The 14130-nt window shown below is 59.0% G+C and carries 10 protein-coding genes and 1 pseudogene; 4 read left to right on the top strand and 7 right to left on the bottom strand.

Features of this window, described 5'->3' with window-relative positions; genetic code table 11:
* Positions 1-41 precede the first annotated feature (41 nt).
* A complete protein-coding gene (locus BSY18_RS20825; protein WP_197275854.1) occupies positions 42-320 on the top strand; it encodes a hypothetical protein in 279 nt (92 codons plus the stop codon).
* Between the two features lie 217 nt (positions 321-537).
* On the opposite strand, the gene BSY18_RS20185 is transcribed toward BSY18_RS20825, so the two are convergent.
* A complete protein-coding gene (locus tag BSY18_RS20185) occupies positions 538-1611 on the bottom strand; it encodes a phosphotransferase (protein WP_069052225.1) in 1074 nt (357 codons plus the stop codon).
* A gap of 11 nt (positions 1612-1622) precedes the next feature.
* The gene (locus BSY18_RS20180; RefSeq protein ID WP_069052171.1) at positions 1623-2798 is read right to left on the bottom strand and encodes an acyl-CoA dehydrogenase family protein; all 1176 of its coding nucleotides are present in this window, start codon (positions 2796-2798) and stop codon (positions 1623-1625) included.
* Between BSY18_RS20180 and BSY18_RS21315 the strand changes: the two genes are divergently transcribed.
* Positions 2694-3086 (top strand): hypothetical protein, encoded by a 393-nt coding sequence (locus BSY18_RS21315; RefSeq protein ID WP_171900310.1) that lies wholly within the window; start codon positions 2694-2696, stop codon positions 3084-3086. The two genes, BSY18_RS20180 and BSY18_RS21315, sit on opposite strands and share 105 nt — an antisense overlap.
* Here BSY18_RS21315 and BSY18_RS20175 read toward each other — a convergent pair.
* From BSY18_RS20175 to BSY18_RS20160, 4 genes are read right to left on the bottom strand one after another with little or no spacing between them, the layout of a single operon-like run.
* Positions 3031-4122 (bottom strand): SDR family oxidoreductase, encoded by a 1092-nt coding sequence (locus tag BSY18_RS20175; protein WP_069052170.1) that lies wholly within the window; start codon positions 4120-4122, stop codon positions 3031-3033. The genes BSY18_RS21315 and BSY18_RS20175 overlap by 56 nt on opposite strands.
* 39 nt (positions 4123-4161) lie before the next feature.
* The gene (locus tag BSY18_RS20170) at positions 4162-6573 is read right to left on the bottom strand and encodes a TonB-dependent receptor (RefSeq protein WP_069052169.1); all 2412 of its coding nucleotides are present in this window, start codon (positions 6571-6573) and stop codon (positions 4162-4164) included.
* Positions 6574-6617: 44 nt separating this feature from the next.
* Complete coding sequence (locus tag BSY18_RS20165) at positions 6618-7577, bottom strand: cyclase family protein (protein WP_069052168.1); 960 nt, start codon at positions 7575-7577, stop codon at positions 6618-6620.
* Positions 7578-7606: 29 nt separating this feature from the next.
* Entirely contained in the window at positions 7607-9211 is a 1605-nt protein-coding gene (locus BSY18_RS20160) for a class I adenylate-forming enzyme family protein (RefSeq protein ID WP_236823533.1), read from the bottom strand.
* A gap of 478 nt (positions 9212-9689) precedes the next feature.
* On the opposite strand from BSY18_RS20160, the gene BSY18_RS20155 reads away from it, so the two are divergent.
* Entirely contained in the window at positions 9690-10553 is an 864-nt protein-coding gene (locus tag BSY18_RS20155; RefSeq protein WP_069052167.1) for a helix-turn-helix domain-containing protein, read from the top strand.
* Between the two features lie 668 nt (positions 10554-11221).
* Positions 11222-12544, top strand: coding sequence for a hypothetical protein (locus BSY18_RS20150; RefSeq protein WP_069052166.1), 1323 nt, complete (start codon positions 11222-11224; stop codon positions 12542-12544).
* A gap of 233 nt (positions 12545-12777) precedes the next feature.
* Here BSY18_RS20150 and BSY18_RS20145 read toward each other — a convergent pair.
* Positions 12778-13943 (bottom strand): annotated as a pseudogene (locus tag BSY18_RS20145) (transposase).
* Positions 13944-14130: the final 187 nt, after the last annotated feature.

Raw genomic sequence — 14130 nt, 5'->3', positions numbered from 1 at the left:
ACGAGCCGATCAACGCATACGCTCACGGATGGCCTGATCTCATGGCATCCGCGACCAAGTCACGATTGCGTGCAGTGCCCACTGTTGAACCGGCACTCGGTTGGACCTATTTGTCCTGCGATGCTCTTGCGCGCGCCAAGGCGCAGATGGATGAGGAGTCGATGGGCGTTCGCGACGAGATCGGCTTCCTCACGATCCATCAAGGCTATGGGTTTATCTCAGACTTGTCACTGCTCCACACTCGGTGTGAAAATGCCAGCCTTGATTGCCCGGTGGAACCCCAATTGCTCCATGCAAGAGCGGTTCCGATAAGTTATTGATTTAACATAAGATACATTATCGCACTTTGTTAAATCTGTCTGATGTTTGGACGTAGCCGCCGTTCACTACCTTCAATGTGAACGACCGGCTTCGGTGAAACCGGTCGTTCTTGAAGGCGGGAAGATGTCTCCAAAGGAGAATGCAATAGTCCGGTAGCATGGCAGATATAAGAGCTAACCTTAGCCAACCTTTCAGCGCAACACCGACGAGTTCGTGTCACAGGTAGGCTTTCTCCATCGACTGGCGTGCAAGCGCGGCCAGAGCTGGGAAGCTTGCAGCGCGGTCCTGCGCATGCGCGGAGGCAGCTGTTCCACGTATCGTGCGCCCCTTGATGCCATGAAAGATCGCGGCAAGCCGAAAATAATTGAACGCGACATAAAAGCCCCAGCCGGGGATGGAGTCGCGCCCGGCCCTGCGGCAATAGGCTGCGACAAATTCGACTTCGGAAGGAATGTTGAGCGCGGCCAGATCGGCCCCGGCGAGGCCCGCTACGATATCCGGCGGCATCTGGTACATCATCGCGTGATAGGCAAAATCCGCCAGCGGGTGGCCCAGCGTTGACAATTCCCAGTCGAGCACAGCGATCACCCGTGGTTCGCTGGGGTGAAAGATCATGTTGTCGCAGCGAAAATCGCCGTGGACGATACTGGTTTCATCGCCATCGGGGATGTTCGCGGGCAGCCATTTGACCAACGCATCCATATCATCGTTGCGCCCAGCATCGGTATCTTCAACATACTGGCGTGTCCACCGGCTGATCTGGCGGGCAAGATAATTGCCCGGCTTGCCATAATCATCCAGCCCAATGGCGCGATAGTCGAGGCCGTGCAGTTTCGCGATCACCGCGTTCATCGCATCGAAATAGGCCGGCCGCTCTTCGCGCGAAACGCCGGGAAAGGACGCATCCCAGAAGATGCGGCCTTCGACCATTTCCATGACATAAAACCAGCTCCCGATCACCGCTTCATCCGTGCAAAGGCCGTATACCCTGGCGACCGGGAAGCCGACGCCGCCGAGTGCGGTGAGCACCCGCGCCTCGCGGTCCACGGCGTGCGCGCCCTGCACCACCTGCCCCGGCGGCTTGCGCCGAAGTACATAGCTGCGCGCAGGGGTGATCAGCTTGTAGGTCGGGTTGGATTGTCCGCCCTTGAACTGCGCGACCGTCATCGGCGCTGCAAAGCCTTCGACATGGTCTGTCATCCAGCGTGCCAGCGCCGCATCGTCAAAACGGTAGGCGTCGCGTACTGCGCTCGTCCCGGCGTTGGCATCCTGCCCCAGCGCATCGCTCATGAGAGCATCGTTCATGCCTGGGCCGCCTTCCAGTCGCGCTTGATCTTTTTGGCGAGACTCCATTTGTGTACTTCAGTCGGGCCATCATAGATGCGGAAGGCGCGGATCTCGCGGAACACCTGCTCGACAATGGTGTCGCTCGTCACGCCGGCGCCGCCCATCACCTGAACGCAGCGGTCGGCAATGCGCATCAATGCCTCGCTGACTGCGACCTTGGCCATCGAGCTCTCTGCTGTGCCCAGCGCGCCGGTGTCCAGCACGTCGGCGCACCAGTCGATCATCAGTTCAGCCTGTTTCAGATCGATCATGTTTTCGGCTAGCATGAAGCCGACGCCCTCGTGGTCGGTCAGCGGCTTGCCGAAGGCCTGCCTGCGGTTGGCGTAATCGGAAGCTATCTCGTTTGCGCGAATACAGGCGCCAAGCCAGCGCATGCAGTGCGACAGCCGCGCCGGTGCCAGCCGGATTTGCGCATATTGAAAGCCTTCGCCTGCTTGGCCGAGCATCTGGTCAGCCGGAACGCGCAGGTTCTCGATTGCAACCGTGGCGTGGCCGCCGGGCATCGAACTGTCGATGGTGTTGGGAATGCTCTCGATGCGGATCGCCGGGTCTGGAAGATCCACCAAAAACATGCACGCACCTTCATCGGCCTTGGCCATGATGATGCCGACCTGTGCGCCCTGTGCGCCGGTGATGAACGCCTTTCTGCCATTGATCACCCAATGGTTGCCATCCATATGGCACTTCGTTTGCATCATTGAGGGATCGGAGCCCGCACCGCCTTCGGATGCCGGTTCGGTCATGAAGAATGCTGATCGCGCCTTTCCATCCAGGAGCGGCTTCAGGAATTTCTGGTTGAGTGCGGGGCTCCCGACCTTGCCCAAAAGGTAAATGTTGCCCTCATCAGGAGCTGCCGTGTTGCAGGCGAGCGGCCCTAGGGGGGACAACCCGGTCTTGGCGAGCACGATCGCTGTCTCACGCTGCGACAGGTGCTGCCCGTCGGCCAAAATATGGGGGGTAAGCACGCCGGCCGCCCGCGCCTTTTCACGCATCTCGGCGACCAACTCGTCGGTTGGGCAATCGTGATGATCGCGGCGCTCGTCGCGCTCATAAGGTACGATCTCGTTGCGAACAAAACGCTCGACCCGGTCCGCAATCGCAAGCGCTGCTTCGATTCCGATGCCACTCACTACGACGCAATCCGGATGATGCGGCCGGTGCCGAAGGCACTGGCGTTCACAAAATCAGTTTCAACGCGCGGTAGAAGCGCGCATCCACCATCCACAGCTTCCAAAGCCTCAACCACTGTCATGGCAGGTCTTCTATCCTCCAGATTAGGGGAGCGTGTTCCTGTATCGGATGTCGACACCGGATTTCGTTTCGCCCAGAGATTGTCGGTGACATTTGGTTATCCAGTGGCCCTCAGCCTGCAGGAGGCAGCACTTTTTGGTCCAAGAAATAACCCAGCCAGTATTTGAACATCTCTTGGGTGTCGCACACATGATGGAAACCGGCCTGACGCAGCTTTATTGCGCTTACAAAGGCAGGCAAGGGTGGCGTTTCTGCCCCGTATGCAAAACAAAAATCAGCGTAATAATGCGATTCTCCAGCGATCTGGTCGATGCTATTGTTGACCAGACCGTGCTTGGCGACGATGGCATCCCAGGTCGAGGAGTGGTGGGGAAGATACTCTGCCATCGATCGCGGGCTATCTGGACCTACGTCCACGCCCAGCACCTCCATCATGGCAGGCCACAGGTTGCGCCATTCGAACACATCGCCGTTGGTGACGTTGAAATGCTGACCCTTGGCGTTGTCCGCTTCGGTCGCCCAGCTGAGCACTTTGGCGACCAGGCGGGCATCGACCGCCTCCCAAACATAGGATGCGCCGCCAGGGAACCCGCATGGTTCGCCGAGTTCACGGCAGATGGCGGCGTAGGCGCCAATGATCGGCGCAAGGTTCATGGCCACGCCATAAGGCGCCCCGATGATGAGCTGTGGGCGCAAGATGGTGAAATCAAAGCCGGCAGATGCAGCCTTTTCACGAATGTAATCTTCCTGCAGCCAGTAGAAATTGGCATGGTCATCGCGCGGTGCGCTTTCCCGCGCGGGAATGGGCATGGGATGCAGGTGGATGCCATAGGCCTTTGTGCCCTGCAGCAGGCTGATGTGCTTTATGCTGGCAACCGCGCACAGCGGTTCCATCAGATTGCGAATCATCGCCAGGTTGGTGGACATCTGCTCGCTGTCACTCCACCCCTCGATCAACCCAGGCTTCTCGTACAGTGCCGCATACACGACATGCGTAACCTCGCTCATCGTCGAAAACACGGCGTTCGTCGCCTCAGCGTCTCTCAGGTCAACCGAATGATGCTGAAACGACCGCTGGCTGCGTACGCTGGGTTTGCGGCGAGAGACGGAAATGACCGTGCAATCGGGGTCTTCGAGGAATTCCTCGAGTGCGCTGAAGCCGACGACGCCGCTGGCGCCAAGGATAAGGACAGTTTTCTTCATGTGCTGAAACTCCGGTAAAATCAGATGGCTGGGCCGCGATCAGAAACGATAGCTGATTGTCGCGCCGTAAGTTGCGGGCATGCCGCTGTAGCGCACCAGCGCATCGCCGAACTGGCGGGACACCTGGATCCAGTAGTATTTGTCGGTCACGTTGCGGCCCCAGACCTGGAAGCGCCAGTTATCGACTGCTACGCCTGCGCGCAGATCCAGCAGGGCATAACCATCGATATCGAGTTCAGGCAGCTGGCCGAAGCCTGCGTTGGTCTGGCTTTGATAGGTGACATTTGCGCCGACAAACCCGGTGGCGCTGCCGCCGACGGGGAAATCATACTGGGCATCCACGCTGCCCTGCCACTTCGGTGCAAGCGGGAACGGCTCGTCTGTAAAATTCTGCAGAATGCCCAGATAGTTGAAGTTGCTGAAGTTGCCGTCGATTTGCGTCTTGGCGTAGCTGCCCGTCGCGGTGATTTGCAGCCCTTCGACCGGTCTTGCGGCCACCGACATTTCAAACCCAAAAATATGTGACTTGGGCACATTGACCAGCGCCGAGAGCGGTCCGAACACCGAATCCAGGATGGACCCTCGGATCTGCTTGTTCTTGTAATCGTAATAGAAAATCGCGCCGTTCAGCTGCACCGCGCGGTCGAACAAGCCGGCCTTGACGCCCGCTTCATAGGCCAGCAACGATTCCTGGACCGCAGGGATCAGCTGGACCGATCGTGCGGTGGCGGCGGTGGGGAAGCTGCCCGCCTTGTAGCCCCGGCTGACGTTGGCATAGACCAACGTATCGCTGGCGGCATCCCACTTGATACCCGCACGCCAGGAGATGTTGTCTTCATCAAGGTTGTCAAATGTCAGCCCCGGCGCGAAGGTCGGTCCAGGACCTGTCGTGCCGCAGCCACCAGGACCGGCGTTGATGCCCGGCCCGCGTGACGGATCGGGAAACGAGCTGCCGACAAAGGGATCGCCGGTGAGCAACAGGTTCTGGATCGCCTGCGAGATCGTCGACCAGCTGCCATCGCCGCCATCGGACCCGCATCCGAAGAAATCGCGCGTCTGCTTTGTGTAGCGCGCCCCGCCTTGCAGGGTGAGCGCGCCGATAGGGTATTCGACATTGAAGAAGCCGGCATAGGTCTTGACCTGCTGGTCATTGATTGGCCGCGTCGGGCCAAGCCGCAGGCCGAAAATGCTGGCGCTGGTAGAATCCGAATAGCTCTGCAGGAAGAAGTCGAGCGTGTCATCCGCTTGGTAGTTGCCGCCGACGATCCAGTTGCCCTGGCCGCCGAACGTGCCGGAAATGCGCAGTTCCTGATAGAATGTCTTGAGATGCCCCTGCTGAACGGATTCATAGTTGCGGAAGCTCGTCCCATCGCTGTCGACCGGCTCGAAGCGGTCGAAATCCTGATAGGATGTCAGCGACGTCAGTGTAATGTCGGGAGATACGTCATATTCAAGCCGCAGTGCGACGTTGTAATATGAGTTGTCTTTCTTCAACGGTACGCAACCCGCAGGGGCTTCGGTGGGCGAATTGTTGATGCATGTGCTCCAATCGGCGGCGCGATTGTTGAACGGTGCCAGCGGAAAGTTTACAAAGCCAGGGGCGAGCGGTGTTTGCGCATTCGCCGGGACAATCCTGAACAGCTGCGGGGCCTGCGTTTCGGATTTGTCCATGAATCCCGAACCGGTCAGATGGGCGCGAAAGCTGGAGGTCGGTTCCCATGCCAGCGTCACACGACCGTTGAGCAGGTCCTGTCGCCCAAGTTCGTCATTGCGCGTCGTACTCTTTTGCCATGGTCCGCTGTCTACCACCCTGCCTGCGATCCTGATCCCAAGGGTATCGCTGAGCGGAACGCTCACGAATCCTTGGACATCGATCGTATCAAACCGGCCGAAGCTCGCATCAAAGCCTGCCTCAAATGCATCACCTGGCTTGTTGGCGATGTAATTGATCGCGCCGCCTGTTGCGTTGTTACCAAACAGTGTGCCCTGCGGCCCCTTCAAAACTTCGACCCGCTGCAAATCGAGCGTCGCGCCCACAGTTTCGATCGAAAACGGAAGTGGAACTTCATCGACATAGGTGCTGACCGTCGGGCTGGCGCCTAAGGCGGTATCCTGAAAACCCACGCCGCGAATGGTGAACACCGGGGTTCCGTAGGGGGACTTCGTGGCAGAAAAACCCGGAACGATCTTTTGCAGTTGAGACGTTTCGGTGATGCCGAGGTTTATCAGTTGCTCGCCGCTGGCAGCCTGCACCGAAATGGCAACGTCATTGATGTTTTCAGACCGCTTCTGCGCTGTAACCACAATTTCGTCCAGTCGGTTGCCTTGAGCCACATCGCCAGCTTGTTCGGTTTCACTGGCCTCTTGTGCTCCGGCACTCGTGGACTGGAAGCTGATCAGCGCTGCAAGGCTCGCTGCGCAGGCAAATTGCGCCTTGTTTGAAATGTTCATGATGACCTCCCCGTTTCTGATGTTCTTGTTGGTTTTCTTGAAAGTTACTTGATGACCACCGGGTTGACCGGAGCGCCCGATCCATCGACGACCTTGAGCGGCGCTGCGACGTACAGGAACGACCATTGGCCATCGGCAGCGCAGTCGTCTGCCAGTGCGTCGGGAAGAATGATTTCGGTGAACGCCACGCCAAGGTTGCGCATCAATGCGCTGTGCAAAGGCAGAGCGACGCCCGATACCGGATCGATCGTCACTTCATTGGCAATCGTGTCTGTGACCAGATTGGGGATTTCCATCTCATAGAACCAGCGCACCAGTTCGGGCGAGTAAGTGAGGCCCGGCTCGATGAAGTCCTTGTAGAAATCGTCTGCACCACGTTTGTAGAATGACCCGATCCAGCCGGTGCGAATTATCAGGATGTCGCGCTTTTCAATGGTGACGCCTTGCGCCTCGGCGGCTGCGCACAGATCATTGTGATCGAATGTTTCGCCTTTATCGAGGCAGTCCTTGCCCCGGAAACGCGCCATGTCGATGAGTACGGCACGGCCGACAATGCCGCGCTCGGCTATCGGCAGAACCCCGGCCTTGGCCGTGCCGCCAATGGTCGTCATAGCATCATAGCCGTTGTAGATCTGGTCGTCATACCAGACATGACCAAGCGCGTCGTACTGGGTCGATCCCTGCAGGTACATGACCATCATGTCATCGCAATATTCCATGTTTCCTGGGAATTTCGGCCCCTTGCCACACATGAAATGCCCGTGATCAAGTACGTTGACGCGCTGCGCCGGACGGCGTCCAGGCCACAGCGGGTCGCCCTGCGGATTGCCCATCTGCACCTGAAGCGTGAAAACCTTGCCCTGCCTGACCGCAGCCATGCCACGCATCACCTCAACCGATGTCAGGTAGTTGAGCGAGCCCACCTCATCATCAGGCCCCCATTTTCCCCAGTTTTTCGGGGAGTTGGCGAGCAGTTCTGACAGATCGGGAACAGTATCGGACATGATGATCCTTTCAGGCAAAGGCAATGAGGTTATTCGGCGGCGAGCTCGCGCAGGGTCCGCTTGAGGACCTTCCCGTTGGCGTTGCGCGGCAGCGCTTCAACGTGATGAAATCTTTCGGGTACTTTGTAGTCGGCCAAGTGTTGGCCGCAGTGTGCCTTGAGCGCGTCCGAGGCTATGGGCGCATCGGTCACGATGTACGCGTGCGCGCGCTCCCCCAGCACGGGGCAGGCAATGCCGATAACAGCGGCTTCGCTTACCCCGGCATAGTCGAGCAATATGTTTTCAACCTCGGATGCATAGATCTTGTATCCGCCGCGGTTGATCACGTCCTTCAGCCGGTCGATCACCTGCACAAAACCCTGATCATCGATGCTACCGATGTCGCCAGATCGCCAGTATCCGCCGACAAATTCTCGTGATGTCGCCTCAGGATTATTCCAGTAGCCGCTGACGACCATCGGGCCGGAAATCCAGATTTCTCCAGGCGCTCCGCTGATGACTTCACAACCTTTGGCATCCATCACCATGATGTCGGCGCACAGCACCGGCAGGCCGACCTGATGTGCCCTTTGTGTCGCAAAACGGGTCGGCATCATGACCGCCGGAGACGTTGTTTCGGTGGCGCCATAGCAGTTCATCAGCTTGAGCTGTGGCAGCTGCTCGGCCAGGCGGCCGATGGTCACCTGGGGCATGATCGCGCCGCCATAGCCGGAGATCCGCCAGTGCGAGAGATCAGCCGTCGCAAAATCAGGCTGCAGCAGGCACAAGTTGAACATCGCTGGAACAATGAGCGTATGGGTCATCCGCTCCCTCGCAGCCAGGCCGATGAAATCACGGGCGCTGAAGCTGTCCATGATGATCAGCGTTGCTCCCGATCCGATCATGACGGTGACCAGCGCAATCAATCCGGTGACATGGCTCATCGGAACCGCAATGATCGATCGATCCTCTGCCGTGACCTCCATCGCGGTCTGGTAGTGGAGGAATGAGTGGATTACGTTGAAATGCGACAGCATCGCGCCCTTGGGCCTGCCGGTGGTCCCCGAAGTGTACAGGATGACCGCGACGTCATGTTCATCGGCTGATGCGGCTTCGCCAGGCGCAGCGCTTTGGGAAAGATCGTCAAGGATCGACGATCCATCTGCCTCCAACCGGACAACCGAACGCACCGCCGGAATCGCAGCGCCATCGGGCAGCACCGCCTGCAGGTGCGCATGTGCAATGACCAGTTCGGCCTGGCTGTCGTTGATGATGTAGGCCAACTCAGGGGTGGCCTCCCTGATGTTCATGGGCACCATGATGGCATTCAACCGCGCGAGCGCGAAGGTCAGCACGACATATTCGGGGCAGTTGGCCAGCAAGATTGCCACACGTGCACCCGAAACGACGCCCAGCGATGTCAGCCCATCCGCAGTGCGCCGAACCTTCTCTTCAAGCGCGGCATAGGTGATGCGCTGGCCTTCGAAAACGATGGCCGTGCCAGCCGGGTTTGCGGCAAAGCCTCTGGTGAAAACATCGAACAGGCTTTTGGGCCGATCCGCGAAGCAGGACACGACCCTGGTTGCGGCAACGGCCTCGCGCCGGATTTTGGGCGCATCTATCTCATCGTGCCACGTGCAAGGCTTAGCCATCATCCATCCGTCCTGAATCTTTGATCTCATCCGCAATCGGACGGTCATCGACTTGTTGGCATGGATGCTGACATGGCCAATCAAAGGAGATCAATGCCGCTGAGCGTTCCGGCGGTCCGCCATGTTCGGATTATGATACAAGTGTTTGGATTGCTGGATCCGGCGGGCGTTTCATCGCCATCGACGACCCGAATCAATCGCCCTGCACATGATATGGCAGGCTGCGCCGCACCCGATAGACTGGCAAACGCCCTTCAGATTTGAGTGCCATCTGGTCGGCCTTTGAGGACCCAACCGTGCGCGCCTGTGCCTGGCGATTGGACCAGGCGGCGAGGCCACGCGCGGAATTTGATATGATTGTCAGGATTCTATCAGGCCCTCGCGTGGCCCATTTGCTCGCGCCCTGATTCTAAGATAGCCTGAAGGCCTATGAGGCAGAGAAAATTTGCCCGTGGTAGAGGATGGAGAAAGGGTCAGGCACATGAAAACGCCAGATGACGCCATCATGGCAACAATCGACGCAGTGGCGCGCTTTGTCGATGGATCGCCAATGCACTGCAGCAAGGACATCGTTGGCGGCACGCTATCGGCGGCACTATGGCAGCATTCGCCGAAAACCCGGCGGTTTGAAGGCCACGAATGTCACATTCTTGCCTTGTCGCTGCGAGGGGATGCACATCTTGAACAGATCGCAAACGGTCGCTCGGTATGGCGCGGGGCCGCGCCGGGTTCGATCGTGCTCTTGCGCTCTGCCGAATACTCCGATTGGCTGCTCGATGGTTCGTTTGAAATGCTACATGTTTATCTGGATTCCAGCCGCATCCCGGACGGTTCCGGGTCTGCGATTCTCGACCGCCCGTTTCGGGATCCGGTGCTGACCCAGCTTGGCCAAGCCGCAGCGATGGCGTTGCGCGATACCGACGGGGAAAACCGCTATGTCGCGCCCCTGTTGGAAACCATGCAGCAATGTTTAATCGACCGGTATTTCACGCAAGATCGAACACCTGATTTCAGCCATTGCGGGGGATTGGTCGGGTTCGCGCAACGCAAGGTTGAGGGATACATCCAGGATCATCTGAGCAGTGATATTGCAGTGGATCATCTGGCGAATCTGATCGGATTGTCGACCGGCCATTTCACGCGAGCCTTCCGTTCAAGCTACGGCGTTTCTCCACATCAGTTCATCATCGAAAAGCGAATAGCGCGCGCGACCGCAATGCTGCGTCAGAGCAGTATGAGCATCACCGAAATAGCCCAAGCAACGGGGTTCAGCAGCGCTAGCCATTTTGGCGCACAGTTTAGAAAACGCCTTGGTATCTCCCCCGTAGCCTTTCGGCGCCATTGATGGGCGCGAGATAGCCAGCAAGGTCGCAACTCGCATCAACAATGCCTTTGCGCTTACGTGTTAACGCGAGCGCCTTTCACGCGACGATGCCATTTGAAACGCCATGGGTTTTGCCGGGCGCTGTACACGCAAACGCCAAATCATGTTGGCTGTACAAATGGACCGTCATCAGGGACCGCACAAACTTCATCGCTGGGAGAAGCGGGTTTCAAATTTTGCCTCACGACCACCCGCTCGCTCTAAAGTCAGGTCCCAGTCGCCATTGATTGTACAGCTCAAGCTGAACATGGTGCCTCGTCGATTGCCCGGTTTACCTACCGCGTTTGACCGCTTTCGGCGCAAGCCGACACTCTTGCGGCCACACCGGAATGACTGACCATGGGTCGGGAGCCGACATGGACTGCTTGGGGTGGATGGCAGCTATTTCGCATGCGTTCCCTTGTGCCCGCATGCAGGCGGCTGAAGCGGAACCAAAAACGATCTCTATCCTCGCTGATGTTCTTTGCCTACAGGTCATACCTAGAGCGGGACACGCGCGGCTTACGACATACAGGCTTAGAGCTTTTGCCTTTGAGGCAGATGCAGGTTAACTTGTGCTGCCGCAAATCGATTTGCTTCGAAGTCGACCAGCGATTGAGCGCGTATCTACCGGCTCAGAGGGAGTGGTTATGCGAAGGCAATACCTTCAGGTGACACAAGCTCGCCGATTTGCTTTGGCATTGGCAGGCGCCGGCCTTTCGGTATTCGCTTCGGCGAACGGCCATGCGCTCCCTTTGTCCGATTTCAAGGGCCAAGGAGTCGATCACATCTTCGGCAGCTATGCGCCAGGCGGAGACTGCTCGAAGGAACCACGGGTCGTCATCGACCAGAATGGCATGCTGTTTCGCGCCAACGGCCGCGAGGTGAGGCCGCAGAGGGTAGAGTATGCGCTCACCTTTCTGGGCGCGAGCTACGACGGCATGACGGTTGTCTTGTTCCCCTTCCCGGTCAGCAACAACGACTATGGGCGGGTGATCATGTTTGTGAACGATGACGAGAAGCCTGGCGTCATCCGCTTCGATGCCGATCTTCCGCCGGGCGGACGCCCCGATCCGTTCCATGCCGCTTTCACCAACGGCGGCCTTTTCACCCTGTGCAAGGGCAGCGCCCTCGCCGGCACGCCCCCACTACCGCGGCCAGACGCGTCAGTCGCGGTTCAAGGCATTCCGGCAGAATGGAACAACCTCGCCGGACTCGTTGGGAAATACCCGGGAGAGTATTCGAAGGATAACATAGACATCTTCGACAAAGGCGCCGTGGCGGCCGCCCTGAAGACACTGCTCGGGCCAAAAATGGCTGCATTTCGGACAAACCTGTCGGCTGTCTCGCCACTTCAGCGCGCGGGACGCTATTTCTATCTCACCGGCAACGCCCCGCATCAGGGGGGCGTCGAGCAAGCCTATCTCATGATGGATCCCACCCGCCGGGAAGTGCAGGTGGGGCTTTGGGAGCGAGGCAAGCTGACCGTCTATCCTCCGGCCAGCGGGACACGGTTGCCCGTGGCACCGGAGATCAAGAAGATGTTGGCCGATAGTCCACCCGAAACCACGGTCCCCTTGCCTGGCACCCCGTGGGAAGTCGTGCCTGTGCCGGGGCGCGCTCCCATTGCCTATGTCAGCGCTGCCGCCTCGCCCAACATCGAGGCGCTCAGCCTCTATTGCGAAGGCGGCAAGCCGTTCATGGCGATGCTGCTCAACAAGCCCGCTCCTGCAGCCACAATGACAATGACCTGGAATTTTTCCGGCCGCCTGGTCAACATTCCCGTCCAGCGCGCCAATTCGGGCGGGACGCAGTGGATTGGCGGATTATCTGGCACAGAGCTCGTTCCGCTTTTGATGCAGCAAAGTGGGACAGTGATGCTCCGTCTCAACGGCCGCTTGGAAGGCGAGGCCTCACTCGACAATTCTGCTGCCGTGCTGCGAAACACTCTGCCGACTTGCACCCGGCTCTGATGACGGACGCTGCGGTGGACGTTCCATTTCTGGCTTCGAGATTGGTAGCTCCTCACAATTTTCCGTGGTGAGGCTCACGCACAATCCGAAATCCTCATGGCGGCTTCTGGCGGAACCAGACGTTCAATCAGCCTGTCGCGAACGACGGGGTCTGGGTCGATTGTGTTGAAAAACCGGCCGCCGAGATCGAGCCTAGGGCCAGCTGAGGCTCGGTTTGGAGGCCTCGCTCCCGGTTATGCGGGGACCGGAGTGGCCGACATCGGGATCATCTTGGCCATCTTGCGGAGGTTTTGGGCGGTGGCAGCGAGGAGGAACTCATCTCTTGCGCCGTTTGGACCTCGCAGGCGCAGGCGGTCCATCCTCAGGATGCGTTTGAGGTGCGCGAACAGCATTTCCACCTTCTTTCGCTGCCGACGGGAGACCAGATAAGCGTTGGTCGTGGCGATGTCGCGCGCCAGATCGCGGGCGCCCTCGTGGACTGAGCGCAGGATCATGCGCGCCGGTTGGGCCGGGCAACAGCGTGGCTTGAGAGCGCAGGCATCACAGTCGAGCTTGCTGGCGCGGTAGCGCAGCAAGCCGTTCTCATCGACGAACGGCCGCTCCTCGCGATAGATCTTCTGCCTCTGGCGCAGCCGCTTACCGGCAGGGCAGATATAGCTGTCGTCTTCGTGGTCGAAGGTGAAGGCAGAACGCTCGAAGGTATCGTCGCGACGGCCAGAATGATCGACCACAGGGATGTGCGGCTCGATGCCGCGCTCCTCGACCAGCCAGGACAGGTTCTTTGCATCGCCGTATCCTGCATCGCCCGCGAGCCGCTTGGGCCACAGACCGAAGCGCTCTTGCGTCCGATCGATCATGCGGCGCTATACTCGCGAACGGCATGGCTGGTGGCTGCGTCAGGCAAGGCGTCCGCGCTATCGACTGCATGCTGGCGGCTCACATCGGCGCGCACGAGGCTGCCATCGACTGCGAACCCTTCGCCGCCAACCAGCCCCTCGGCAATGCAGCGCGCCACCGTCGCCTCGAACAGCTGGCGCAGGACGTCGCTGTCGCGGAAGCGACCATGCCGGTTCTTGGAGAAAGTGGAATGATCGGGCACATCGCCTTCCAGCCCAAGGCGGCAAAACCAGCGATAGGCGAGGTTGACATGCACCTCCTCGCACAGCCGCCGCTCGGACCGGATGCCCATGCAATAGCCAATGATCAGCATCCGGATCATCAGCTCGGGATCAACCGAGGGCCGTCCGGTCGAGCTGTAGAAAGGCCGCAAATGCTCGAGAATGCTCGACAGGTCAACGAACCGGTCTATCGAGCGGAGCAGATGATCCGGCGGCACATGTCGCTCCAGGTTGAAGCTGTAAAACAGCGCTTCCTGCGCCACCGTCCGTTCGCCCATCATCGGCCGTCTCCGCTTGCTCGCGAAGACATAGAATCGATACGCTAGCGCCATTGCAAGCGCGAGTTTTTCAACAGAATCGGGTCGTGTACCGCCGAAGTCAAATGCCGCATCATGGGACAGGCCGTGTAAAAACGCGTTGGCAGACGAGCGGCGCTGATTTCGGATTGGCGTGGAAGGGGGTCGTCGA

This window comes from Blastomonas sp. RAC04 (assembly GCF_001713435.1).
Taxonomy (GTDB): Bacteria; Pseudomonadota; Alphaproteobacteria; order Sphingomonadales; family Sphingomonadaceae; genus Blastomonas; species Blastomonas fulva.
Note: the sequence above shows the minus strand (reverse complement) of the source record. Positions and strands in the feature narration are given on the sequence as shown.

Bases quoted from the DNA above. Each gene is read 5' to 3' on its own strand.
- BSY18_RS20825 (WP_197275854.1), top strand. From the start codon at position 42: ATGGCATCCGCGACCAAGTCACGATTGCGTGCAGTGCCCACTGTTGAA.
- BSY18_RS20185 (WP_069052225.1), bottom strand. From the start codon at position 1,611: ATGAGCGATGCGCTGGGGCAGGATGCCAACGCCGGGACGAGCGCAGTA.
- BSY18_RS21315 (WP_171900310.1), top strand. From the start codon at position 2,694: ATGATCGCGGCGCTCGTCGCGCTCATAAGGTACGATCTCGTTGCGAAC.
- BSY18_RS20175 (WP_069052170.1), bottom strand. From the start codon at position 4,122: ATGAAGAAAACTGTCCTTATCCTTGGCGCCAGCGGCGTCGTCGGCTTC.
- BSY18_RS20170 (WP_069052169.1), bottom strand. From the start codon at position 6,573: ATGAACATTTCAAACAAGGCGCAATTTGCCTGCGCAGCGAGCCTTGCA.
- BSY18_RS20165 (WP_069052168.1), bottom strand. From the start codon at position 7,577: ATGTCCGATACTGTTCCCGATCTGTCAGAACTGCTCGCCAACTCCCCG.
- BSY18_RS20160 (WP_236823533.1), bottom strand. From the start codon at position 9,211: ATGATGGCTAAGCCTTGCACGTGGCACGATGAGATAGATGCGCCCAAA.
- BSY18_RS20155 (WP_069052167.1), top strand. From the start codon at position 9,690: ATGAAAACGCCAGATGACGCCATCATGGCAACAATCGACGCAGTGGCG.
- BSY18_RS20150 (WP_069052166.1), top strand. From the start codon at position 11,222: ATGCGAAGGCAATACCTTCAGGTGACACAAGCTCGCCGATTTGCTTTG.